The 23,110-nt window shown below is 69.2% G+C and carries 21 protein-coding genes and 1 tRNA gene; 8 read left to right on the plus strand and 14 right to left on the minus strand.

Going from position 1 to position 23,110, the window contains the following annotated elements; all coding sequences use genetic code 11:
* Nucleotides 1–32 precede the first annotated feature (32 nt).
* From groL to MTE01_RS05090, 5 genes are all read right to left on the minus strand, one after another.
* On the minus strand, nt 33–1,652 hold the full coding sequence (groL, locus tag MTE01_RS05070; protein ID WP_103206247.1) for a chaperonin GroEL: 1,620 nt from the start codon (nt 1,650–1,652) through the stop codon (nt 33–35).
* Nucleotides 1,653–1,822: 170 nt separating this feature from the next.
* Nucleotides 1,823–2,023 carry a cold-shock protein gene (locus MTE01_RS05075; protein ID WP_056229192.1) on the minus strand — a complete coding sequence of 67 codons (201 nt, stop codon included), beginning with the start codon at nt 2,021–2,023 and terminating at the stop codon, nt 1,823–1,825.
* 131 nt (nt 2,024–2,154) lie between these two features.
* Nucleotides 2,155–2,757: a LytR C-terminal domain-containing protein gene (locus MTE01_RS05080; RefSeq protein ID WP_141376063.1), complete on the minus strand. Its 603-nt coding sequence runs from the start codon at nt 2,755–2,757 to the stop codon at nt 2,155–2,157.
* A 35-nt stretch (nt 2,758–2,792) separates the two neighbouring features.
* Complete coding sequence (locus MTE01_RS05085; protein ID WP_103206245.1) at nt 2,793–3,047, minus strand: DUF3263 domain-containing protein; 255 nt, start codon at nt 3,045–3,047, stop codon at nt 2,793–2,795.
* A 9-nt stretch (nt 3,048–3,056) separates the two neighbouring features.
* Complete coding sequence (locus tag MTE01_RS05090; protein ID WP_141376065.1) at nt 3,057–4,046, minus strand: DUF2332 family protein; 990 nt, start codon at nt 4,044–4,046, stop codon at nt 3,057–3,059.
* Between the two features lie 72 nt (nt 4,047–4,118).
* Between MTE01_RS05090 and msrB the strand changes: the two genes are divergently transcribed.
* Together msrB and MTE01_RS05100 are read left to right on the plus strand one after the other, a co-directional pair.
* Nucleotides 4,119–4,526, plus strand: coding sequence for a peptide-methionine (R)-S-oxide reductase MsrB (gene msrB, locus MTE01_RS05095; RefSeq protein WP_103206243.1), 408 nt, complete (start codon nt 4,119–4,121; stop codon nt 4,524–4,526).
* 14 nt (nt 4,527–4,540) lie between these two features.
* On the plus strand, nt 4,541–5,092 hold the full coding sequence (locus MTE01_RS05100; protein ID WP_116239347.1) for a nitroreductase family protein: 552 nt from the start codon (nt 4,541–4,543) through the stop codon (nt 5,090–5,092).
* 109 nt (nt 5,093–5,201) lie between these two features.
* On the opposite strand, the gene MTE01_RS05105 is transcribed toward MTE01_RS05100, so the two are convergent.
* Nucleotides 5,202–6,143, minus strand: coding sequence for a DMT family transporter (locus tag MTE01_RS05105; RefSeq protein WP_174799643.1), 942 nt, complete (start codon nt 6,141–6,143; stop codon nt 5,202–5,204).
* Nucleotides 6,144–6,316: 173 nt separating this feature from the next.
* Between MTE01_RS05105 and MTE01_RS05110 the strand changes: the two genes are divergently transcribed.
* The gene (locus MTE01_RS05110; RefSeq protein WP_371861596.1) at nt 6,317–8,161 is read left to right on the plus strand and encodes an amylosucrase; all 1,845 of its coding nucleotides are present in this window, start codon (nt 6,317–6,319) and stop codon (nt 8,159–8,161) included.
* Between the two features lie 690 nt (nt 8,162–8,851).
* Here the strand turns inward: MTE01_RS05110 and MTE01_RS05115 are convergent.
* The 3 genes from MTE01_RS05115 to MTE01_RS05125 all read right to left on the minus strand — a co-directional run bounded on the left by MTE01_RS05115 (nt 8,852) and on the right by MTE01_RS05125 (nt 10,364).
* A tRNA-Thr gene (locus MTE01_RS05115) sits at nt 8,852–8,927 on the minus strand.
* A gap of 61 nt (nt 8,928–8,988) precedes the next feature.
* Nucleotides 8,989–9,366 carry a hypothetical protein gene (locus tag MTE01_RS05120; protein ID WP_103206184.1) on the minus strand — a complete coding sequence of 126 codons (378 nt, stop codon included), beginning with the start codon at nt 9,364–9,366 and terminating at the stop codon, nt 8,989–8,991.
* Nucleotides 9,367–9,407: 41 nt separating this feature from the next.
* Nucleotides 9,408–10,364, minus strand: a complete 957-nt coding sequence (locus MTE01_RS05125) for a DsbA family protein (protein ID WP_307723123.1) — start codon at nt 10,362–10,364, stop codon at nt 9,408–9,410.
* A gap of 237 nt (nt 10,365–10,601) precedes the next feature.
* Here MTE01_RS05125 and MTE01_RS05130 point away from each other — a divergent pair, with 237 nt between their 5' ends.
* Nucleotides 10,602–11,705 carry an ABC transporter ATP-binding protein gene (locus MTE01_RS05130; protein WP_103206182.1) on the plus strand — a complete coding sequence of 368 codons (1,104 nt, stop codon included), beginning with the start codon at nt 10,602–10,604 and terminating at the stop codon, nt 11,703–11,705.
* A gap of 79 nt (nt 11,706–11,784) precedes the next feature.
* Nucleotides 11,785–13,107 carry a DUF4032 domain-containing protein gene (locus MTE01_RS05135; protein WP_103206181.1) on the plus strand — a complete coding sequence of 441 codons (1,323 nt, stop codon included), beginning with the start codon at nt 11,785–11,787 and terminating at the stop codon, nt 13,105–13,107.
* A 79-nt stretch (nt 13,108–13,186) separates the two neighbouring features.
* Here the strand turns inward: MTE01_RS05135 and MTE01_RS05140 are convergent, their stop codons facing one another.
* The 3 genes from MTE01_RS05140 to cysS are packed head-to-tail and all read right to left on the minus strand — an operon-like array spanning nt 13,187 to nt 16,239.
* Entirely contained in the window at nt 13,187–13,828 is a 642-nt protein-coding gene (locus MTE01_RS05140; protein WP_103206180.1) for an NAD(P)-dependent oxidoreductase, read from the minus strand.
* A gap of 19 nt (nt 13,829–13,847) precedes the next feature.
* Nucleotides 13,848–14,846 (minus strand): 23S rRNA (guanosine(2251)-2'-O)-methyltransferase RlmB, encoded by a 999-nt coding sequence (gene rlmB, locus MTE01_RS05145; protein ID WP_141376069.1) that lies wholly within the window; start codon nt 14,844–14,846, stop codon nt 13,848–13,850.
* Nucleotides 14,839–16,239 (minus strand): cysteine--tRNA ligase, encoded by a 1,401-nt coding sequence (gene cysS, locus MTE01_RS05150; protein ID WP_141376071.1) that lies wholly within the window; start codon nt 16,237–16,239, stop codon nt 14,839–14,841. Before cysS ends, rlmB begins: the two co-directional genes overlap by 8 nt.
* A 68-nt stretch (nt 16,240–16,307) precedes the next feature.
* Between cysS and MTE01_RS05155 the strand changes: the two genes are divergently transcribed.
* Both MTE01_RS05155 and MTE01_RS05160 read left to right on the plus strand, forming a co-directional pair.
* A complete protein-coding gene (locus MTE01_RS05155; protein ID WP_246077985.1) occupies nt 16,308–16,778 on the plus strand; it encodes a GNAT family N-acetyltransferase in 471 nt (156 codons plus the stop codon).
* Between the two features lie 355 nt (nt 16,779–17,133).
* Nucleotides 17,134–20,484 (plus strand): thioester reductase domain-containing protein, encoded by a 3,351-nt coding sequence (locus MTE01_RS05160; protein WP_141376073.1) that lies wholly within the window; start codon nt 17,134–17,136, stop codon nt 20,482–20,484.
* Nucleotides 20,485–20,628: 144 nt separating this feature from the next.
* On the opposite strand, the gene ispD is transcribed toward MTE01_RS05160, so the two are convergent.
* Complete coding sequence (gene ispD, locus MTE01_RS05165; protein ID WP_141376076.1) at nt 20,629–21,831, minus strand: 2-C-methyl-D-erythritol 4-phosphate cytidylyltransferase; 1,203 nt, start codon at nt 21,829–21,831, stop codon at nt 20,629–20,631.
* Between the two features lie 48 nt (nt 21,832–21,879).
* The gene (locus MTE01_RS05170) at nt 21,880–22,362 is read right to left on the minus strand and encodes a CarD family transcriptional regulator (RefSeq protein ID WP_103206175.1); all 483 of its coding nucleotides are present in this window, start codon (nt 22,360–22,362) and stop codon (nt 21,880–21,882) included.
* A 159-nt stretch (nt 22,363–22,521) separates the two neighbouring features.
* Here MTE01_RS05170 and MTE01_RS05175 point away from each other — a divergent pair, with 159 nt between their 5' ends.
* Nucleotides 22,522–23,085 (plus strand): DNA modification methylase, encoded by a 564-nt coding sequence (locus MTE01_RS05175; RefSeq protein ID WP_116239093.1) that lies wholly within the window; start codon nt 22,522–22,524, stop codon nt 23,083–23,085.
* Nucleotides 23,086–23,110: the final 25 nt, after the last annotated feature.

Consider the following 23,110-nt stretch of genomic DNA (forward strand, 5'->3'; position numbering starts at 1 on the left):
AGGGAGGGGGCGTTCTCAGTCGTCAGCGTGGATCAGAAGTCCATGCCACCGGTCGGGTCGCCCGCGGGAGCGGGGTTCTTCTCCGGCTTGTCGGCGACGACGACCTCGGTCGTGAGGAACAGGCCGGCGATCGACGCAGCGTTCTGCAGAGCCGAGCGGGTCACCTTGGCCGGGTCGATGATGCCCTGGGCGAACAGGTCACCGTACTCGCCGGTCGCAGCGTTCAGCCCGTGGCCCACGGGGAGCTCGGCGACCTTGTTCGCGACGACACCGGGCTCGAGACCGGCGTTGAGCGCGATCTGCTTGAGCGGAGCCTCGATAGCGACGCGGACGATGTTCGCACCGGTCGCCTCGTCGCCCGTGAGCTCGAGGTTGACGAGGGCGTTCTTGCCGGCCTGGATGAGCGCGACGCCACCACCGGCGACGACACCCTCTTCCACGGCGGCCTTGGCGTTGCGCACGGCGTCTTCGATGCGGTGCTTGCGCTCCTTGAGCTCGACCTCGGTCGCGGCTCCGGCCTTGATGACGGCGACGCCACCAGCGAGCTTCGCGAGGCGCTCCTGGAGCTTCTCGCGGTCGTAGTCGCTGTCGGTGTTCTCGATCTCGCGGCGGATCTGGGTCACGCGACCCTCGATCAGCTCGGACTCACCGGCCCCCTCGACGATGGTGGTCTCGTCCTTGGTGATGATGACCTTGCGTGCACGGCCGAGGAGGTCGACGGTCGCGTTCTCGAGCTTGAGGCCCACCTCTTCGGTGATGACCTGGCCGCCGGTGAGGATCGCGATGTCCTGCAGCTGCGCCTTGCGACGGTCGCCGAACCCGGGAGCCTTGACGGCGACCGACTTGAAGATGCCGCGGATCTTGTTCAGCACCAGGGTCGCGAGAGCTTCGCCCTCGACGTCTTCGGCGATGATGAGGAGTTCCTTGCCCTCCTGGATCACCTTGTCGACGATCGGCAGAAGGTCCTTGATGTTGGAGATCTTCTGGTTGGCGATCAGGATGTACGGGTCTTCGAAGACCGCTTCCTGACGCTCGGGGTCGGTGACGAAGTAGGGGTTGATGTACCCCTTGTCGAAGCGCATGCCCTCGGTGAGCTCGAGCTCGGTGCCGAAGGTGTTCGACTCCTCGACGGTGACGACGCCCTCCTTGCCCACCTTGTCGATGGCCTCGGCGATGAGCTCGCCGATCGCGGGGTCGGCGGCGGAGATCGACGCGGTCGCGGCGATCTGCTCCTTCGACTCGACCTCCTTGGCGGAGGCGAGGAGCTCGTCGGTGACGGCCTTGACGGCCTTCTCGATGCCCTTCTTGAGCGAGATGGGGTCGGCGCCGGCGGCGACGTTGCGCAGGCCCTCGCGCACGAGCGCCTGGGCGAGGACGGTGGCGGTGGTGGTGCCGTCACCCGCGACGTCGTCGGTCTTCTTCGCGACCTCCTTGACCAGCTCAGCGCCGATCTTCTCGTACGGGTCGTCGAGCTCGATCTCCTTGGCGATCGAGACACCGTCGTTCGTGATCGTGGGTGCGCCCCACTTCTTCTCGAGCACGACGTTGCGACCGCGGGGGCCCAGGGTCACCTTGACGGCGTCGGCGAGAGTGTTGAGGCCGCGCTCGAGACCGCGCCGGGCCTCTTCGTCGAAAGCGATGATCTTTGCCATAAGTGTGTCGTCCCTCCCGGACGGGTGACTTGCAGATTTTGGCACTCGACGAAAGCGAGTGCTAATTCATTCTGGCACTCGCCCCTAGGGAGTGCAAGCCACGCGCCGTCCCGGAAACAGCGAACGCCGTGGCATCCGGAACTCGGATGCCACGGCGTTCGGATCAGCGCTCAGGCCAGTCGCACGGACTCCGCCTGAGGGCCCTTCTGACCGGTGCCGACGGTGAATTCGACGGCCTGCCCCTCCTCGAGGACACGGAAACCCGACATCTCGATGCTCGAGTAGTGGACGAAGACGTCCTGCCCGTCATCGACGGTGATGAAGCCGAAGCCCTTCTCGGCGTTGAACCATTTGACAGTGCCCTGCGTCATGCGAATCTCCTGTTGCTGAACGACGAGGTCATCGTAAGCACGAGCGATGCCGCGGAATCGGGGTTCCGGAGCATTGTTGACGCGCGTGCATCCAAGTTGTTACGCCGCGGAAACACGCGCCCCTCGCGGTGTCAGGACGAGGGGGAGGCGGAAGGCTGGCCGGCAGCGCGGTCGAGCCCGATCACGACGATCAGGCGCTTGACGTCGCTCTCATCAGCCGGGGTGTTCGGGTCGTCGGTCGGCTGCAGGAAATCGCTCTGCGCGATCTGCGCCCCGCCGATGGTCTGCGCCAGCCCCTCGGCCGCGGCCTCGTCGCTCTCGAGGCGGTAGTAGATCGTGGTGTCGGCGAAGTCGGTGCTGTCGGAGGTGCCCGTCTCGACGTTGTCTCCGCTCCAGCCCGCGGCCACGATCTGGTCACGGACCGAGGCCGCGAGTCCGCTGTCGGAGGTGCCGTTGAGCACGACGACCGAGTACGAGGTGTCGACGACGGCCGGGATGGTCGGTTCGGCCGAGACGGTCGGGCTGGGCGCAGTGTCGGCGCCGAGCGAGATGCGACCCGAGACGACGAGTGTCGCGAAGATGCCGGCGATGATCAACAGCAGAGTGGCGATGGCCGCCCAGAGGAACACGATCCATCCGCGCAGCCGCGGTTTCTCGGCACGGTGAGCGCCGACGCGACCGGATTCGGCCGGGAGGTCGTCGAAGCGATCCCGAGGGAAGGTCGATCTGGCCATTGGACGATGCTATCGGTCGCGTCGAGGCGAGCCTGTCAGCGGACCGCCGCCCGACCGAGGCGAGCGCGGTGCTGGGCCGTCGCGTCGTCGCGGCGACGTCGCAAGCGGCGGACGAGCATGGGGTCGTGGGCGAGAGCCTCGGGGGTGTCGATGAGACGGCCGAGCAATTGGTAGTACCGGGCGGGCGTCAGAGAAAACTCGGCGCGGATCGCCTCTTCCTTCGCTCCCGCGTGACGGCGCCATTCCCCCTCGAAGGCGAGGAAGGCGAGGTCACGGTCCGACAGAGGCACGCCGCCACGCTACTGCGCCGTCGGTCCCGATCCCGGATGCCACGCCACCCACGCCCCGAGCGGGTCGACCTCCGCCCGCACCTCGCCGTCGAGGGCGAGGGCGAAGCCGCCCCGCGCGGGCTCGGGTCGACGCGTCCATCCGTCGTGCAGGCCGGGCGCGTCGAGGGTGATCCACCTGCCCGCCGCCCGGGCTGCCGCGATCACCGCGGTCCGGTGCACGCGCGGCACGTGAGCGAGGACGCCGGGAGTGGTCACGACCAGCGTCGCTCCTGCCGGAGCCCGTGCGGCGAGCGCGGGAAGGGCCTGCGCGCCGTCGCCCGCGACGAGGATCGGCGGATCGGCCGCCACGATGTCGAGTGCCGCCTCGATCCGTTCGAGGCGGCCCTCCTCCCCCGGCCAGACGAGGCCGGTGAGCCACTTACGATCTTCGGAACGCCGGGCGTCGAGGGGACTGAGATCGATCCCCGCACGCCAGACGATCTCCGGCATCCGCAGGTCGGGGTGCCCCTCGAGATCGCTGTCGAGGACGACGGAACTGCGACCGTCGACGGGATCGACCGGGATGACCTCGCCGCCGCGGTGATAGCGGTACGAGTACCGGTCGGGGTACAGGCAGAGCCCCGCGCTCGCCCCTACCTCCAGCAGGGCGATCGGCCCCTCGATCGCCGCCAACGCCGGGAGCAGGGCTGCGCACCGGAGCGGCTCGTTGGTCTGCACGCTGCGTCGGCCGCACTCCTCGACGATCGCGTCGGCGTGAGCCACGACCCATGACGCCCACTCGTCGACGTCGTCGAGCGGCGCCCCCAGAAGACGCATCACCGCGAAGACCAGCGGTGGCTGACGGCGTGTGTCGGGGATGCCCGCGAGGGCGGCCGCGACGGCGGCATCGTCGGCGACGCGCCCCGCCCAGGCTCCGTACACCACCGAACGTCCCGGTGCCTCGTCGCGGGCGAAACGTCGATAGCGGTCGGCGACGGTGGTCGCGGCATCCGGAGTCACCCGGGAGATTATGCCGTCACGACCTGACCGCCGCTGGGCGCGAGAGAATAGAGACGAAGAAGGAGAGTGAATATGACCTACGCCGTCGACAAGTCCGACGACCAGTGGCGCGCTGAGCTCAGCCCCGAGCAGTACGCGGTGCTCCGCCAGGCGGGTACCGAGCGCGCCTGGACCGGTGAGCTGCTCGACGAGAGCCGTGCCGGCCTCTACACGTGTGCGGCGTGCAATGCCGAACTGTTCCAGAGCGGCACCAAGTTCGACTCGCACTGCGGGTGGCCGAGCTTCTACGAGTCGGTCCGCCCCGAGGCGGTCGAGCTCATCGAAGACAACAGCCACGGCATGCAGCGCACCGAGGTCCGCTGCGCCAACTGCGGTTCGCACCTGGGACACGTCTTCCCCGACGGTTTCGGCACGCCCACCGGCGACCGGTACTGCATGAACTCGCTCTCGCTCAACTTCACCCCCGAAGACAAAGCGTGAGCGCACTCGAGGCGATGCGCGACCGCCGGTCGTGGTCGAAGGTCACCGACCTCGCCCCCACCGGTCCCGAGCTCGAGGCGTTCGTCGCCGCGGCCGGTCGCGTCGCCGACCACAAGAGTCTCAAGCCCTGGCGGCTCATCGAGATCCGTGGCGCCGACCGAGACGTCCTCGCCCGCGCGCTGAACAAGGCGGACGGTAAGAAGGGGCTGTCGTCCAAGCCCCGTCGCGCACCGCTCATCATCGCGGTGGTGGCGAACCTCCGCTCGAAGAAGATCCCCGCATGGGAGCAGGAGGCCGTGGCATCCGGAGTCGCCCACATGCTGAGCCTCGTGCTCGACGAAGCGGGCTTCGGCGTGTTCTGGCGCACCGACGACAACACCCGCAGCAAGGTGCTCGCGAAGGCGCACGGGCTCGAGAAAGGCGAAGTCCTGCTCGGGTGGCTCTATGTCGGCGGCAAGCCCGCGCGCACCCGAGCCACGCGGCGCAAGACCGTGGATGCCGCGAAGCACCTCTCACGCATGCCCGGAGGCAAGAAGAGGCGCACGGTCGACGAGACGCGTCTCTGACCTCTTTCGATCGACGCCGCCGCGGGACCCCGGTCCCCGGCGGCGTCGTCGTTTCCGCCCCGCGTAGCGGGCACGCTCCCGACCGGCGGCGGGCTTCGTCGTTCGGTGGTCAGCGCGGGCGGCGACGGACGGGCACGGCGGCGACGACCACGCCGGCGATCGCCACGACCGCAGCGAGCAGAGCCACCAGGGTCGAGGGAGCCGCCGGCGCGGGCCACAGCGCGTCGAGCAGAACCGAGGTCGTGAGAAGACCCACGACAGAGCCGAGACCGAGCAGCAGCACACCCGTGCGGCGCACGACGACCGACGACAAGAAGATGTAGATCACGCCGACCGCCCCGCCGATGTACAGCCAGGGCTCGGTCGGCACAGTGCGCGGTGTTCCGACGATGGCGACATGCACACCCGCGGCGATCAGCAGCACGACCGTTCCGCCGATGAAGTTCACGAGGGTCGCGGTCAGCGGGCTCTCCACGCGCACGCGCAGGCGCCCGTTCGTCCCCTGCTGCCACGCCACGCCCGCACCCGCGATCGCCGGGACGACGAGCATCCAGAGCGGAACCCCGCCGAGCGCATCTCCCGACAGGCAGACGACGACACCCGCGATGGCCAGCAGCGCACCGATCAGCCGCCGCACCGTCACCGGGACGACGCCGGCCGGTCCGTACCCGATGCGGTCGAGCACGAGCCCGCCGGTGGTCTGCCCCGCGACGAATCCGACGGTGAACAGCGCGACGCCGATGGTCGCCACCGTCAGGCCCTGGCTCGCGACGGTGAACGCCCCGACCAGTCCGCCCAAGAGCATCCACGGCGGAATCGAATGAGACCGGATGCCGGCCATCAGCCGCCCGAACCCGCGTCGGCCCCCGGGAATCAGGGCCGACAACGCGATCAGGATGATGAGCCCGGAGCCGAACGAGATCGCGGCGGCGACGAATCCGTCCCCGATCTCGCCGCCGAGGCTGCCGTTGATTCGCGCCTGCAGCGCGGTGAGGGCACCGATGAGGACCGCTCCCCCGACGGCCAGACCGACCGACCCCCGCTCCGCCACGGCTCTCCTCTCGCGCCCCCGCACGGGAGCCACCGTCGATCGTACGACGCGGGGTGGTCGGCCACCCCCTTCGCCTCCCCGCGGCACGCCGATGTCGGCGGGGCCCGCCCGGATGCGTCAGGCTGTGACCCGTGACCCAGCTCCGCCCCGGCCCCGACGACGTCTCATACCTGATCGACGACCTCCGCGCCGCCGACGCCGACCACGAGTTCCTCGCGCACGCCGAACAACACCTTCCGCGCCTGCACGACCTGTTCACCCGGCTGTACGGCGAACGACCCGACGGCCTCGAGCGCTTGGCATCCGTCCTCGATCTGGCCCGCACCTCGTGGACGGCGCGCCCGCGAACCCTGAAGGCTCTCGACAGGGAGCGCGAGAGCGCGCCGGACTGGTTCGAGAACGAGCGCATGCTGGGTGGTGTCTGCTACGTCGATCGGTACGCGGGCGGGCTCGACGGCATCCGGGAATCCATTCCGTACTTCCGCGAACTCGGCCTGACCTACCTGCACCTCATGCCGCTGTTCGAAAGCCCCGAGGGCAACAGCGACGGCGGCTACGCGGTGTCGAGCTATCGCCGGGTGAATCCGGCGCTCGGCACGATGGAACAGCTCGCCGCCCTCGCGACCGATCTGCGCCGGGCGGGGATCTCGCTCGTGGTCGACTTCATCTTCAACCACACGAGCAACGAGCACGAGTGGGCTCGCAAGGCCATCGCGGGCGAGGCGGGGTACGAGGACTTCTACCTGATCTTCCCCGATCGCGAGCTGCCCGACGCCTACGAGCAGAGCACGCGCGAGATCTTCCCCGACGATCATCCGGGTACGTTCGTCCAGCTCGACGATGGCCGCTGGATCTGGGCGACGTTCTACCACTTCCAGTGGGACCTGAACTACGCCAACCCCGCGGTCTTCGAGGCGATGGCCGGCGAGATGCTCTTCCTCGCGAATCAGGGCGTCGAGATCCTCCGCATGGATGCCGTGGCCTTCATCTGGAAGAAACTCGGCACGACCTGCGAGTCGCTGCCCGAGGCGCACCTGCTGCTGCAGGCCTTCAACGCGGTGCTGCGCATGGGTGCTCCCGGGCTGCTGTTCAAGTCGGAGGCCATCGTGCACCCCGATGAGGTGGTCTCATACATCTCACCGGACGAGTGTCAGATCTCGTACAACCCCCTGCAGATGGCCCTCACCTGGGAGGCGCTCGCCACTCGCGACGGTCGTCTGCTGCAACAAGCGCTTGAGCGCCGGCACGCGCTCCCGGCCGGGACCGCCTGGGTGAACTACGTGCGCAGCCACGACGACATCGGCTGGACCTTCGCCGACGAGGACGCCGCCGAGCTCGGGATCGACGGCTACCCGCACCGCCGCTTCCTCAACGACTTCTACGTCGGTCGGGCCGAGGGCTCGTTCGCGCGCGGCGTGCCATTCCAGGAGAACCCGCGCACGGGCGATGCGCGCGTCACGGGCACCACCGCGTCACTCGCCGGCATCGAGGCGGGCGACGCCGGCGGAGAGGACCGCGTCGTGCTCGCCCACGCCCTCGCCCTCTCGACCGGCGGCATCCCGCTCCTCTACCTCGGCGACGAGGTCGCCCAGCTCAACGACTACTCCTACCGCGAACGGCCGGAAGAAGCGGGCGACAGCCGGTGGGTCAATCGCCCCTTCCGTTCCGAGCAAGAGCATGAGGATCGAACGGATGCCGACACCCCGGCCGCGCGCGTCTTCTCGCGGCTGTCGCGACTGATCGACGTGCGCCGGTCGACGCCGGAGTTCGCGGGCAACGACCTGATCGCATTCGGGGCGAACGTGGCATCCGTCGTCTCATTCCTGCGCCCGGGTGAGGGATTCTCGGTGCTCGTCCTGGCGAACGTCGGCGACTCGGCCGTCGAAATCGACGCATTGACCCTCTCGGGCATGGCACCGGAGGCCCTCGACCTCGTGTCGTCTCAGCCCGTATGGCTGGGCGCCGGACTCACCCTCGCCGCCCACGGCGTGCGATGGCTGCGCGTGCGGATGCGCTGAGTCTGGCTTCCGCGCCGCCCTGGGGCCGTTCTTCCCCAGTTGCCGCGTGAGACGTACGAGTATTACGTTCTCGTGTACGGATTGCGAAGGCGCGTTGCCGTGCGCCCGCACTTCGACGGACCACTGGCATAAGCGCCCCTCGCACCGAGACACCGGCACAGACCGTTGTGAGGAGGGGCGTCATGACCGAGCGTGTCGACGCGGCGATCCGCCGGATACTCCTCGATGATCCGACCATCCACGTCTGCTACACCTTCGCAATCAGGCCAGACAGCTTTCATCGCGGCAACGACGTACTCTTCCTCCACCCATGCCACGAAGCCGTGATCGCGGCAGCACGCAATCGTGCCCAGCTGCGAGTCGCTCCCGCAACGCCGCGACCGACGATGTGCGAGTTGTGCGGGCACGCACCCGTGGGACTCCGCCCCGGAGGGTTCGCTCGACTGCTGAGCCGTCTCGTTCGCCGTCGGTTTCGCCTCCTTCCAGCGTGCGCCACCTTCGAATACGACAAGACGTCATCGATGCACCGCTACTTCTGCCGCTGCTCAGGGCCCGCCCATCGCAGGCGCCTCGTCGGCCGAGGCGATGCGATAGAAGCCGGCGGCTCCGGCTGGTAGGTGCCGCAAGAACGCCCCGGCGCCGCCTCCTCACGGCGGAGCGGGGCTTTTCGCACTACTGATCTGGTGTCTGTGGTGCCGGCTACAGGACTTGAACCTGCAACCCCCGTATTACAAGTACGGTGCGCTACCAATTGCGCCAAGCCGGCAGGAGACGCGTGGCGTCTCGATGAACGAGTCTAGAGCGGCGGGCGGGCCACACGAGACCGGTCAGATGCGGTGCCTCCCACTGTCGCGGTCCCACTCCAGGGACTTCCATTGAAGGAACGAGCAGAGATTGCCGGCCACCACCAACTCGGCGGCCAGGCTCGCCATCTCGTGCGGCGTCATCGTCAGGTCGTCGGGTCGCGACGTGAGCGTCGCTTCCCAGAGCGGCTCGTCGTAGCCTTTCGGCTGCATGTAGATCGACGCTCGGGCGTTCATCAGGTTCATCACCACGAGACCCGTGTCCTGGCTGTCGGCGTCTTCCTGCTCGACGACCTTCAGCTGTCCGGCGAACAGGTGTCCCTGTTCACGGAATTCCTGCACCCAAGCCTTCAACTGCGTGAGGGACCGCCGGGGCGGAGAGTCCTCAAGCTCTTCGTTCATGCCACCAGAATCTCATAAGACGTCGCGTCCGCACCGATTCGTCAACCCGCGGGAGGAGCCGACGGGGTGACCGACGGGGTGGGGGTAGCGGTCGAGTAGTACGCGTTGCTGTCGACGGTGAGCACGAACTGAGCGAACTCTTTGGCGTCGTCCATGTTGCCGACGTATTCGGTGCCGTTCACGAGCACGGTCGGGGTCGCGGTCAGCGCCTGCCCCTTCGTGCCCGGCAGGCCCTTGATCGCGCGGTCGGTGGCGGCCTTCGCCCACGCCGTGTAAGTCTCGCCTTCGATGCAGTCGCGAACCGTGCCGACGTCGCTCACCCCGGCACCCTGCGCCATGTCGGCGAGCTGCTGGTCGCTATAGCCGTCGGAGTCGACCGCGGGCTGGTTGGTCAGCAGCTCGTGGTTGTACGCGAAGAAGCGGTCCGACGAGTGCGTCGCCACGCAGGCCGCGGCACCGGCGGCCCGCAGGCTGTACTTCGTCCCGTTCGACTTCGACGTCAGCATCGCCACCGGGTAGTACGTGAGAGTGGCGGCCTTGTCGCCGACCCACTTCGACAGCTGGCTCGCGTTCGCGGTTTGGAACTCGCGCGCCTCGGCCGACATGTAGTCGACGTAGATACGGATATCGACGGGTGCCGCGGTGGCGGTCGGCTCGGGCGTCGGCTCTGTGGCCGGTGCGGGCTCGTCCGCCGGAGGAGTGGCCTGAGCCGACATCGTCGCGGCATTGCCGTCGACGGTCTGATCGGCGAGCGGATCGGCCACCTGCGAGGCGCTCGTGATCAGGAAGCCGTCGTCGGTCGCGGCGTCGGGGAAGGCCTGCGAGCGGGCCTCGCGCGAGTTCAACGCGAACGAGACGCCGACCGCGCCGACCGCGATCACCGCGACGGCACCGATGCCCAGCAGGGAGCGTCGCGCGATGCGCCAGCGTGCCTGCTTCGCCTTGACCTGCTGCGCCTTCTCGCGGACCGCCTCACGGCGGTCGCGTTCTGCTGGCACATTCGGTGACTGGTCGTTGGACATGAAACCTTCCGGGCACGGACGATGCCGCATGAAATCAGGGGGCCCGCGCGGGTGGGGCGGACGAGGATCGATGGTAGCCAGGCTGGCTGAGAAATGACCAGACACGTGCGATACTGACGAATGCGTCCAACGTCGGGCGCACGGGGTCGCCCCCGTTCATTCCATTCACTACGGATCGTCCGGCACGTACCTGCCGGTGAAGGAGAAGAGAAAATGGCGTCCGTCACCTTCGACAACGCAACCCGTCTGTACCCCGGCGGCACCCGCCCCGCGGTCGACAAACTCAACCTCGACGTCGCCGACGGCGAATTCCTGGTCCTCGTCGGCCCCTCCGGCTGCGGCAAGTCCACGTCGCTGCGCATGCTGGCCGGCCTCGAAGAGGTCAACTCCGGCCGCATCCTCATCGGCGATCGCGACGTCACCGACGTCCCGCCGAAGGACCGCGACATCGCGATGGTGTTCCAAAACTACGCTCTCTACCCGCACATGACCGTGGCCGAGAACATGGGCTTCGCGCTCAAGATCGCCGGCGTCGGTAAAGAAGAGCGCGCATCGCGCGTCCTCGAGGCCGCCAAGCTGCTCGACCTCGAGCAGTACCTGACCCGCAAGCCCAAGGCCCTCTCCGGTGGTCAGCGTCAGCGCGTCGCCATGGGCCGCGCGATCGTCCGCCAGCCCCAGGTCTTCCTCATGGACGAGCCGCTGTCGAACCTCGACGCCAAGCTTCGCGTCCAGACCCGTACGCAGATCGCTTCGCTCCAGCGCCGCCTCGGTGTCACCACGGTCTACGTCACGCACGACCAGACCGAGGCGCTCACCATGGGCGACCGCATCGCGGTGCTCAAGGACGGCCTCCTCCAGCAGGTCGGCACCCCGCGAGACCTGTACGAGACCCCGAAGAACGTCTTCGTGGCCGGCTTCATCGGCTCGCCCGCGATGAACCTCTTCACCGCCGACCTGGCCGAGGGCGGCGTGCGCTTCGGCGACCTCGTCGTTCCCGTCGAGGCCGACACCATCGGCAAGGCCAACGGCTCCGCGGTCACCATCGGTGTCCGTCCGGAGGACATCCAGGTCGCCCCCGCCGACGGCCGCGGCCTCTCGGTCGTCGTCGACCTCGTCGAGGAGCTCGGCGCCGACGGTTACCTGTACGGTCACACCGACATCAACGGCAAGCGCACCGACCTCGTCGCTCGCGTCGACGGTCGACGTCACCCCAACGCGGGCGAGACGGTCGTGCTGGCGCCGGTCCCCGGACACGTGCACGTCTTCGACGTCGAGACGGGCGATCGACTCACCGACCGGGCCATCGCTTCGGCCTGATCCACGCACCGACGCGGCGCGTCCCCGATCCCGATCCGTCGGGTCGGGGGCGCGCCGCACCGTTTTCCCGGAGGTTCCCGTGTCCCAATCCCTCAGTATCACGGCGAGCACCGTCGACCCGGGCCTCCTGCAGCTGCCGTGGTCGACGGGTCTCGCCGACTGGCCCAGCAATCACATCGTGGCTCTCCCCAAAGGCATCTCACGCCACCTCGTACGGTTCGCGAACCTGTCGGGCCGGGTCGTGGCCATCAAGGAGACGACCGAGGAGATGGCACGTCGCGAATACGACATGCTCGGGAACCTCGACCGGCTCGACGCTCCCTGCGTCGAGCGCGTCGCCGTGATCGCCGGCCGCACCGATGCCTCGGGCCGCCCCCTTCCCGCTGCCCTCGTCACCGCTCACCTGCGCTTCTCGCTCCCCTACCGCGCCCTGTTCACTCAGGTGCTGCGCCCGCACACCGCCACCCGTCTCGTCGACGCTCTCGCGGTCCTGCTCGTACGCTTGCACAACGTCGGCTTCTACTGGGGTGACGTGTCTCTGTCGAACACCCTGTTCCGTCGTGACGCGGGCGAGTTCGCGGCCTACCTCGTCGACGCCGAGACGGGCGAACTGCACGGCAACCGCCTGACCCCCGGTCAGCGCGCACACGACCTCGACATCGCCCGGATCAACATCGCCGGCGAGATCATGGACCTCGAGGCCGGCGGCCGCCTCGAGGGCGGGGTGGATGCCGTGGCCATCGCCGACGGACTGGTGTCGTCTTACCACTCGCTGTGGGGCGCCCTCACCGACAAGGAGTCGTTCGCGGTCGACGAGTCGTGGCGCATCACCGAGCGCGTGCACCGTCTGAACGCCCTCGGCTTCGACATCGGCGAGATGTCGATCCGCACGGCGAGCGACGGCACGAAGGTGTCGATCCAGCCGAAAGTCGTGGATGCCGGTCACCACCAGCGGCGTCTGCTGAGACTGACCGGACTCGACGTCGAAGAGAACCAGGCCCGCCGCCTTCTCAACGACCTCGACGAGTTCCGTGCGCGCGTCTCGCGCCTCGGAGCCGACGAAGAGATGGTCGCGCACGAATGGCTCACCCGCGTGTTCGAGCCCATCGTCATGGCCATCCCGTGGGACCTGCGCGCCAAGCTCGAGCCCGCCGAGGTCTTCCACCAGGTGCTCGAGCACCGCTGGTACATGTCGCAGGCGCGCGGCCGCTCGGTCCCCCTCGCCGAGGTCGTGAGCTCCTACATCGACGACGTTCTGCGCCACCGCCGCGATGAGGCAACCGTCATGGGCCCTCCCACCGACACCATGTCGCTGCCCACGGTGTCCGACGCCGATGCCCCGGCGACCGGCGAGGTTCCGACGACCGACACCGACTCGGTCGACTGGCGCGATCTGGTCTGACGCACCGCGCCCCGCGAAACGCCGAGGCCGTGGCATCCGGAATCGATCCAGGATGCCACGGCCTCGGTACGTCGCGGGCTCAGTACCCCACGGTGAAGCGCTCACGCGTGTGCGCGGGGTTCTCGATCTCGTCGAGGACGGCGACCGCGAAGTCAGCGCCACCGATGAACGAGTTGCCCTCGCCGTCGACGACGAGCACGTCGCCGCCGTCGCGGTACGAACCGGTGCGCTCGCCCGGTGCCCACGAGCCGAAACCGCCGGCCGGGTGAACGTAGAACCAGTCGCGGCCGGTGTCGTCGGCCTGGAGGTCTTCGAGGATGCCGATCGCTTCGCGCGCCTCGGGCTTGTACTCCTCGGCGAAGCCCTCCGTGTCGATCAGGCGCGGCCCGCCCTCGGCCACGAGCGACCCGCCGGCGCCGCCGACGACGCCCACGCGGACGTTCTCGGGCAGAGCCGTGACGAGCTCGGCGATCGCGGGGCGGAGTTTGCCTTCCATGTCGCCGCGGGGAGCCACGGCCGAGACCACGACGTCGACCCCCTCGAGCTGGGCGACGAGACCGGGGACGTCGAGGACGGTGCCCTCGACGTAGGTCGCACCCTCGACACGCTCGGTGGGTACCGAGCGGGCGATCGAGACGACCGTGTGGCCGCGGCGGACGGCCTCGGTGACGATGTGGCTACCGGCGTAACCGGTGCCTCCGATGACGGCGATACGGGGCATGAGCGTTCCTCTCGGTGGGTCAGACGGTGCCGCGGAGCGTCGACACCTGGTACAGGGCGACGGATGCCGCGATGCCGGCGTTCAGCGACTCGGTCGCGGCGGAGATGGGAATCGAGACGACCTGGTCGCACGTCTCGGTGACCAGGCGGGACAGACCCTTGCCCTCGGAACCCACGACGATCACGACGGGGCGGTCGGCGAGCTCGAGGGCGGGCAGCGAGACATCGCCGTCGCCGTCGAGTCCGAGCACGAACACGCCCTGCTTCTTGAACTCCTTGAGCGTGGCCGTGAGGTTGGCCGCGAGAGCGACGGGGATGCGCGCAGCGGCCCCGGCGCTGGTCTTCCACGCGGCGGAGTTGACACTCGCCGAGCGGCGCTGCGGGATGATCAGCCCCTGACCGCCGAAAGCTCCGGTGGAGCGGATGATCGCCCCGAGGTTGCGGGGGTCGGTGACACCGTCGAGCGCGACGAGCAGGGGCACCTGGCCGCGATCGATGATCTGCTCGAGCAGGTCCTGCGGGTGGACGTAGGCGTAGGGGGGAACCTTGAGCGCCACCCCCTGGTGCACGCCGTCGAAGCCGGCCATGCGGTCGAGCTCGGGGCGCGTGACCTCGAGCACCGGGATGCCGCGGTTGGTCGCCATCGACAGCATCTCTTTGACGCGGTCGTCCATCTCGATGCGCTGGGCGACGTACATCGCCGTGGCGGGGATCTTCGCCCGCAGCGCCTCAAGCACGGAGTTACGGCCCGTGACCGTCTCGGTGTCGTCGGCCGCCTTCGGGCTCTTGCGGTTCGGATTGCTGCCGACCGCGCGCACGCCGGGCTTCGCCTTGCCACCGGCGGCGGCGTAGCGCTCCTGGGCTGCCTTGCGCTTGCCGGCGGGGTGCCAGGCGCGGTCTTCGGCCTTCGGGGTGGGGCCCCGGCCCTCGAGAGCCTTGCGGACGTGGCCGCCCGTGCCCTTGAGGGGGCCCTTCTTCTTGCCGGGGTTGCGTGCTCCCGGGCGTCCAGGCTTAGCCATCGATACTCCAATGCGTTCCGGCCGGAGTGTCCTCCAGCGTGATTCCTGCGGCGGCGATCGCGTCTCGAATGCGATCCGCGGCCGCCCAATCCTTGTCCGCGCGCGCGTGCGCGCGCTGCGTGATCATCGTCTGGACGAGGGAGTCCAGAGCGGCGGTTTCCGCTCCCCCTCCGGTGCCACCCCACGGAGAAGAGTGAGGGTTGATCCCCAGGACGAGCGTCATCTGCATGACGTCCATGACGTCGTGCTTCGCCTCATCGTACTTGCCGTCGTCGAGGAGCGCATTTCCCGACCGGATGCTCGTGTGGATGGCCGCCAGCGCCCGGGGCACCGAGAGGTCATCGTCCATGGCCTCGACGAACTCCGCCGGAAGGCCTTCCTTCGCCTCGGGCCACCCCGGCTGCACGAGACGCCGGGCGCGGTCGAGGAACGTGCGGATCCGACCCAGGGCCGTCTCGGCCTCGGTCCACGACGCCTCGCTCAGGTCGAGGTTCGACCGGTAGTGCGCCGCGGCGAGGGCGTAGCGCACCACGAGCGGATCGTGCGCGGCGAGCACGTCGGCAGCGAGGGTGAAGTTGCCGAGCGACTTCGACATCTTCTGCCCGTCGACGGTGACGAGGCCGTTGTGCACCCAGTAACGAGCGAAGGCATCCCCCGCCGCCGTCGACTGCGCGATCTCGTTCTCATGGTGCGGGAAACGCAGGTCGAGACCGCCGCCGTGGATGTCGAACTCGGGACCGAGGTAGCGACGCGACATCGCCGAGCACTCGATGTGCCAGCCGGGCCGTCCCGCACCCCAGGGCGAGCTCCAGGTGGCAGAAGCCGGCTCGCCGGGCTTCGCCCCCTTCCACAGGGCGAAGTCGCGGGGATCGCGCTTGCTCCGGGGATCGGCGTCGGCGGCCGGCTCCATGGCATCCGGGCTCTGACGGGTGAGCTCGCCGTACGCGGGCCACGACCGCACGTCGAAGTAGACGTCGCCGGCGGCCGCATAGGCGTGGCCGCGCTCGATGAGCTCGGTGATGAGCTCCTGCATCTGCGTCACCGACGCCGTCGCACGGGGTTCGTAGGTGGGGGGAAGGATGCCGATGGCCTCGTACGCCCGTGAGAACTCGAGCTCCATGCGGTAGGCGAGAGCCCACCACGGCTCGGCGTCGGTCGCGTTGGCGAGGACCTTGTCGTCGATGTCGGTGACGTTGCGCACGAAGGTGACCCGGCCGAAGCGGTGGGAGAGCCACCGGCGGAGCAGGTCGAAGACGAGCGCGGCGCGCACGTGACCGATGTGCGGGCCCGACTGCACGGTCGGGCCGCAGACGTAGACCGTGACGTTCGAGGGGTCGAGGGGGACGAAGTCGCGGAGTCCCTGCGCCTTCGTGTCGTACAGCCGAACAGTCACGTCTTCAGCCTACCGGCCGCCCCTCCGCGCGACCCGTGCACGAAACATGCGGTCGTTAGGGTTCAGGAGTGCCCCTCGTGATCCGCCCCGATGACCTGTCCGGAGACGCCACGCGTGCTCTCGTCGCCGCCCACCTCGCGGGCATGCTCGAGAACACACCCGTCGAGAGCGTGCACGCCCTCGACGTGGATCGCCTCACCGCTGACGGCATCACGGTCTGGTCCGCGTGGGTCGACGACGAACTCGCCGGCATCGGCGCGTGCAAAGACCTCGATCGCGACCGCGCCGAGCTGAAGTCGATGCGGGTCGCCGAGGGCTTCCTCGGCCAGGGCATCGGCCGCGCGATCCTGCGGCACATCATGGACGATGCGCGGGAGCGCGGCATCCGGAGTCTCTGGCTCGAGACGGGGAGCACCGACGACTTCGTGCCCGCTCGTCGTCTCTACGCGAGTGAAGGCTTCGTCGAATGCCCGGCGTTCCCGCCCTACGCGCCCGATCCGCTGTCGACGTTCATGACCCGCACGGTCGAGGCACCCTGATCACACGCGTCGTCCACCCGAGCGCCTGCTGTCGGCTCCACTCGGCCAACACCTAGGGAACAGGCGTCTTATTGACGTGTGCGATGTCGAGTGCGGTCCCCGTGGACAGCGCTCCTCCCTCCTCCGGCGATCCTGGCGACCCCGGATCGAGACCGTGACGGCGCCCTCACCGACGACGAGCGCATAGCTGTTCCCGCCACGCCGCCGCCACGCTGCACACCGTTCCGGACAGGGCGATCCCCGTGGCGCCCGTTCGCGCTGCACGCGGCGTCCACCGCAACGGGCCCGTGAGCGGAGGGCGGCGAGAGGCCAGGGCGCGGGGGCGCGCCCGGATGAAGGGAAGAGGACGAAGAAAATGGAGCAACAGCACGACGACATGTCGGTCGAGGCGGTGTTCGCACAGCACGCCGATCGTCCGGCACTGCGAGAGCGGTTCGGGGCCGACGTCGAGGACACCAGTTTTCACGAGCTGTGGGACCGAGCGAGTGCGGTTGCGGCCGCACTCGGTGAGACCGTTTCGCCCGGCGACCGGATCGCGATGCTCGGAGCCGCGACCGTCGACTTCGTGACGCTCGATCTCGCGTCGTGGATCCTCGGCGCGGTGAGCGTGCCCCTCCAGGCGAGCGCGTCGTTCGAGGCGCTGCGCGCGATCGTCGACGAGACGGAGCCGGTGTGGCTCGCGGCCTCTGCCGAGCAGTCGGCCATCGCTCAGGCCATCGCCGAGGCATCCGCCGGAGACGTGCGGACGATGCTGCTCGATACGGCGGTCGACACCGACACATCGGGTCCGACGCTCGCCGAGCTCGTCACCCGCGGCGAGCTCCTGCCGCGCCCGACCCCGTGGCATCCCGCGGCGGGCGAAGACCCCCTCGCACTCCTGATCTACACGTCCGGCAGCACCGGAACCCCGAAGGGCGCGATGTACTCGCGCTCCATGGTCGAGAGACTGTGGCACGCGCGCCGGCCCGGCGTCGACGACGGCACCACCGACGACATCGTCGGGTACGCCTACCTGCCGATGAGTCACCTCACCGGCCGCGCGGCGGTCTTCGCCACCCTCGGACGCGGCGGAACTCTCGCGCTTGCGACCTCGACGGATCTGTCGGCCCTGTTCGACGATCTGCGCACGTTCGCCCCGACCGAGTTCGTCTTCGTCCCTCGCGTGGCGGAGATGGTTCGGCAGGAGGGCGATCGCGACGAGCAGCGTCGCCTGGCCGCGGGCGATACGGATCAGGATGCCGTGCGCGCGGCGGTGCACGCCGATCTGCGCGTGCGGGCGTTCGGGGGACGGATCCGCCGGGCGATCTGCGCCAGTGCTCCGCTCACCCCCGAGCTCCGCAGCTACATCGAGGAGTGCCTCGGCACGGCGCTGCACGACGTGTACGGCTCCACCGAAGCGGGCAGCATCCTCCACGACGGAGTCGTGCAGCAACCGCCCGTCACCGCGCACAAGCTCATCGATGTGCCCGAGCTCGGCTACCGCGTCACCGACCGTCCGCACCCGCGGGGTGAGCTGCTGGTGAAGAGCACCTCCACGATCACGGGGTACTTCCGCCGGCCAGACGTCACCGCCGCGGTCTTCGACCAGGACGGCTTCTACCGGACCGGCGACATCATGGCCCAGACCGGACCGGGTTCCTACGAATACCTCGACCGCCGGAACAACGTCATCAAGCTGTCGCAGGGCGAGTTCGTCGCGGTGGCGGCTCTCGAGGCCACGTACGGCGGGACGCCCGAGGTGCGCCAGATCGCGCTGCACGGCGACAGCCGACACGCGTTCCTGGTCGCGGTCGTCGTGCCCGCTGATGCGGGATCGTCGGAGCGCGACGTGCTCGCCGCTCTTCAACGCACCGCACGCGAGCATGGGCTCGCCCCCTACGAGGTGCCCCGCGGAGTCATCGTCGAACCGGAGCCGTTCACGGTCGAGAACGGCATGCTCTCGGACGCCCGCAAGCTCCTGCGACCGCGCATCACGGCACGGTACGGCGAACGGCTCGCGAGTCTCTATGCCGACCTCGCCGAAGAGCGTAGTGGTGCCCTGGTGGCAGCCCTCCGCGAGCGCGTCGGCGTCGAGCCGACGCTCGACACCGTGGTGCGCGCGGCCTGCGAGTTCCTCGGCGCCGAGGTGTCCTCGGCAACGGCTGCGGCAGCCCGGTACTCCGATCTGGGCGGTGACTCGCTGTCGGCGCTGACCTTCTCCGGGATGCTCGAGGACGTCTTCGGTACCGAGGTGCCCGTCGGGGTCATCACCGACCCGACGAACGATCTCACCGCCATCGCCGCGTTCATCGATCGCTCGGCCGCCGACGACCGGCCCACGGTGGCGCGCGTGCACGGTACCGACCCGTCGACGCTGCGTGCGAGCGACCTGCGCCTCGACCGGGTGCTCGGCGACATCCCGGAGCCGGTCCTGCGTTCCTCGCGCACCCCGGCCACTTCGGAGCCCGCGGGCACTGCCCGAGGCCGCACGGTCCTGCTCACGGGCGCCAACGGGTACCTCGGACGGTTCCTGGCCCTCGACTGGCTCGAACGCCTCGCTCCGGTGGGCGGAACGCTCGTGTGCATCGTTCGCGGTTCCGACGACGCCGACGCCCGACGTCGCCTCGACACCGCGTTCGCCGCAGATCCTGCCTTCGCTGAGCGCTTCACAGACCTCGGGGCCTCGCTCGAGGTGAGGGCCGGCGATGTCAGCGAGCGCCTCTTCGGTCTCGACGAGCCGCGGTGGCGGAACCTCGCCGCCCGCGTCGACCTCATCGCGCACGCCGCCGCCCTTGTCAATCACGTGCTGCCATACACGGCATTGTTCGGTCCGAACGTCGTCGGCACCTCCGAGATCATCCGCCTCTCCATCGCCGCCGGCAGCGTGCCCGTCACCTTCGTCTCGAGCGTCGCGGTCGCCGGTGGCGCGCGGCCGACCGTCGAAGCCGCGGCCGACCCGGCCGCCCCCGCCGCCCTCGACGAGCGTGCCGACATCCGCGACACGATCCCCGCGTGGAGCATCGGAGACGAGTACGCCAACGGGTATGGGGCGAGCAAATGGGCGAGCGAGGTGCTGCTGCGCGAAGCGCACGAGCAGCACGGCGTACCGGTGGCGGTATTCCGCTCCGACATGGTTCTGGCGCACCCGCGCTGGCGCGGCCAGGTGAACCTGCCCGACGTCTTCACCCGGCTGGTCTGGAGCGTTCTCGCCACGGGGCTGGCACCGGAGTCCTTCGTTCGGCGTGGTGCCGACGGCGAGCGTCTGTCGTCGCACTACGACGGCTTGCCGGCCGACTTCACCTCCGCTGCCATGAACGCGATCGGCGCCTCCACCAACGTGGGATACCGCACCTACAACGTGGTGAACCCGAACGACGACGGCGTCTCCCTCGACACCGTCGTCGACTGGCTCCAGGACGACGGGTACGCCATCGAGCGCATCGCGGACCACGCCAAATGGGTGGACCGGTTCCGCACGGCGCTGGAGGCGCTGCCCGACGAGGATCGTGCGCGATCGGTTCTGCCGCTGATGCACGCGTTCGCCACCCCGGAAGAACCGCACGCCGGCTCGACCATCCCCGCGGACGCGTTCGTGGAAGCCATCCGGACGATCCACCCGCTCGGGTCACCGGACATCCCCTCCATCGACCACGCGCTCATCACGAAGGTGGCCGACGACCTCTCGTTCTTGAAGCTGCTCGAGCCGTCACGGCGCGCCGTGGCCTGACCTCGGACGCGACGGCACCCTGGAGGCCCGGCCCCGGGGCGCCGTCGCGACGGCCCGGCGTGCGGGCACAGCGGACGCCACCGAGGGGGCGAAGAAACGACCGACCCCGCGCCTCCCGGAAGGAAGAAGTCGCAACGAGAACGGCTAGACCGGCACGACGAGGGCGGTTGCGAACGCGGCGACCCCCTCGCCCCGGCCGGTGAACCCGAGGCCGTCGGTGGTGGTAGCGCTGACCGAGACCGGCGCTCCCCCGAGCGCGGCGGACAATGCCTGCTCCGCTTCGATGCGGCGGTCGGCAAAGCGCGGGCGACGGGCCTGCACCTGCACGGCGACGTTGCCGACGCGCCATCCCGCGTCGGACAAGAGCTGCACGGTATGCGAGAGGAAGGCGGCCGCGTGCGCGCCGGCGAACTCGGGTCGGTCGGTGCCGAAGTGCGTACCGATGTCTCCGAGCCCCGCCGCCGCCAGCAGCGCATCGACGATCGAGTGAGCCACGGCATCACCGTCGGAGTGCCCCGACAATGCCACCTCGCCCGGCCATTCCAGGCCCGCGAGCCACAGCGTTCCCTCTCCCCCGAACCCGTGCACGTCGGTGCCGATACCCACGCGAGGGGCCGAGTGCACCGGCGGGCGGGCGACGGATGCCGCGGGCTCGGTCGCGAGGAGGGCGCGGGCACGCTCGAGGTCGGGCCCCGTGGTGATCTTGAACGCCGCCGCGTCTCCCTCGACCGTGACGACCGCGTGCCCCGCTGCCGCGACGGCAGCCGCGTCGTCGGTGTGGTCGGCGTCGACCGCGGCAAGGGCCGCCTCGAGAACCGACCGGAGGAAGCCCTGGGGCGTCTGCGCGGCCGCGAGCTCGCTGCGATCGACGGGGCCGACCACTCGGCCGCTCTCGTCGACGCGTTTGATGGTGTCGACGACGGGAAGGGTGGGGATGACGGCGGCGGCTCCGGCGTCGACGGCGTGAACGACGCGGTCGAAGACAGCGGGGGGCGTCAGCGCGCGCGCGGCGTCGTGGACGAGGACGATCTCGACGTCGGCCCACAACGCGGCGAGGCCCGCGGCGACCGACTCCTGCCGGGTCGCCCCGCCCACGACGACCGTGAAGAGGTCGGCGCGATCGCCGGCGGCATTCCGAGCATCGGTCAGGGCCTCGCCCTCGTAACCTCGGGGTACGACGACGACGACCTGCGCGGACATCGCCGCGAAGACGCCCCGCAGAGCGTGATGCAGGATAGACCGGTCGTCGATGCCGACGAACGCCTTCGGCGCCCCACCCTGCAAACGGGTGCCGGAACCGGCGGCGACGACGATGACCGCGAGATGCGGGACGGGGGTGAGAGTCACCCGTTCACGCTAGCGCGCCGCCGCGGAAGGGCGACGCGCTGAGCAGGATCAGGAGGCGAGGACCTCGTCGAGCACGACGCTCGCGCGGTCTTCGTCGGTCTTCTCGGCCAGAGCGAGCTCCGACACCAGGATCTGGCGCGCCTTGGCCAGCATCCGCTTCTCACCGGCGGACAGGCCACGGTCCTGATCGCGGCGCCACAGGTCGCGGACGACCTCGCTGACCTTGATCACATCGCCCGAAGCGAGCTTCTCGAGGTTCGCCTTGTAGCGACGCGACCAGTTGGTCGGCTCCTCGGTGAAGGGCGCACGGAGCACCTCGAAGACACGGTCGAGACCGTCCTTGCCGATCACGTCACGAACGCCGACGAGGTCGACGTTGTCCGCCGGAACCTCGATGACGAGGTCTCCCTGGGTGACATTGAGCTTCAGGTATTTCTTCGTCTCGCCCTTGATAACGCGTTCCTTGACCTCGATGATCGTGGCCGCGCCATGGTGCGGGTAAACGACGGTCTCGCCAACCTCAAAAAGCATGGAGTTATGTCCTTTCGGCAACATCCAGGATACCACAGGCCCGCATGCGCTAAGGTTCCGCCCTCCCCACCCGCAGCCCCTCCCGCGCGCGTGCGAGCAGGCCCGGACCGCGGACCCCGTAGGATGATCTTGATGCCGTCTGTCGATCTTGGAGGATCCGTGAAAACGCGCCTGATCGCGTCCATCGCCCTGGGTGCCGCTGTCGTACTCGGTACGACGGGATGCAACATCCTCGCCCCGCAGGCGACCACCATCGATTACTCCGCCTCCGACGGGGTGAACGTCCCGGCCGATTCCGGTCCGCTGCACATCCGCAACGCGATGATCGTCGCCAACGACGACGGCACCACCGGCAACTTCGTCGCGGCCGTCGTCAACGACACCACCGAGCCGCTCACGCTGCGCCTCGAGGTCGGCGAGGGCTCGAGCGCTGTCCGCTCCTCGGTGAACGTGCTGGCCAACAGGACGCTCAGCCTCGGCGACCTGGCCGACGGTGTCCAGCCGCTGCGACTCGACGACATCGACGCCGTTCCCGGGTCGACGGTGCCCGTGTACTTCCAGTCCGGTGACGGACAGGGCGCGCTCATCCAGGTGCCCGTCCTCGACGGCGCCCTCGAGTACCTCGCGCCGCTCGCGCCGAGCCCCGAGCCGTCCTTCAGCGTCACCCCCCTTCCGGCCACGCCCTCCGCGACGCCGACGGCCAGCCCGACCCCCGCATCCTGACCTCACGACGAAGGCGCCGACGGTT

It is taken from the genome of Microbacterium testaceum, from assembly GCF_006539145.1.
Taxonomy (GTDB): Bacteria; Actinomycetota; Actinomycetes; order Actinomycetales; family Microbacteriaceae; genus Microbacterium; species Microbacterium testaceum.

Bases quoted from the DNA above. Each gene is read 5' to 3' on its own strand.
- rlmB (WP_141376069.1), bottom strand. From the start codon at position 14,846: ATGGCTAAGCCTGGACGCCCGGGAGCACGCAACCCCGGCAAGAAGAAG.
- MTE01_RS05130 (WP_103206182.1), top strand. From the start codon at position 10,602: ATGGCGTCCGTCACCTTCGACAACGCAACCCGTCTGTACCCCGGCGGC.
- MTE01_RS05075 (WP_056229192.1), bottom strand. From the start codon at position 2,023: ATGACGCAGGGCACTGTCAAATGGTTCAACGCCGAGAAGGGCTTCGGC.
- MTE01_RS05120 (WP_103206184.1), bottom strand. From the start codon at position 9,366: ATGAACGAAGAGCTTGAGGACTCTCCGCCCCGGCGGTCCCTCACGCAG.
- groL (WP_103206247.1), bottom strand. From the start codon at position 1,652: ATGGCAAAGATCATCGCTTTCGACGAAGAGGCCCGGCGCGGTCTCGAG.
- MTE01_RS05140 (WP_103206180.1), bottom strand. From the start codon at position 13,828: ATGCCCCGTATCGCCGTCATCGGAGGCACCGGTTACGCCGGTAGCCAC.
- msrB (WP_103206243.1), top strand. From the start codon at position 4,119: ATGACCTACGCCGTCGACAAGTCCGACGACCAGTGGCGCGCTGAGCTC.
- MTE01_RS05170 (WP_103206175.1), bottom strand. From the start codon at position 22,362: ATGCTTTTTGAGGTTGGCGAGACCGTCGTTTACCCGCACCATGGCGCG.
- MTE01_RS05160 (WP_141376073.1), top strand. From the start codon at position 17,134: ATGGAGCAACAGCACGACGACATGTCGGTCGAGGCGGTGTTCGCACAG.
- MTE01_RS05100 (WP_116239347.1), top strand. From the start codon at position 4,541: ATGCGCGACCGCCGGTCGTGGTCGAAGGTCACCGACCTCGCCCCCACC.
- MTE01_RS05080 (WP_141376063.1), bottom strand. From the start codon at position 2,757: ATGGCCAGATCGACCTTCCCTCGGGATCGCTTCGACGACCTCCCGGCC.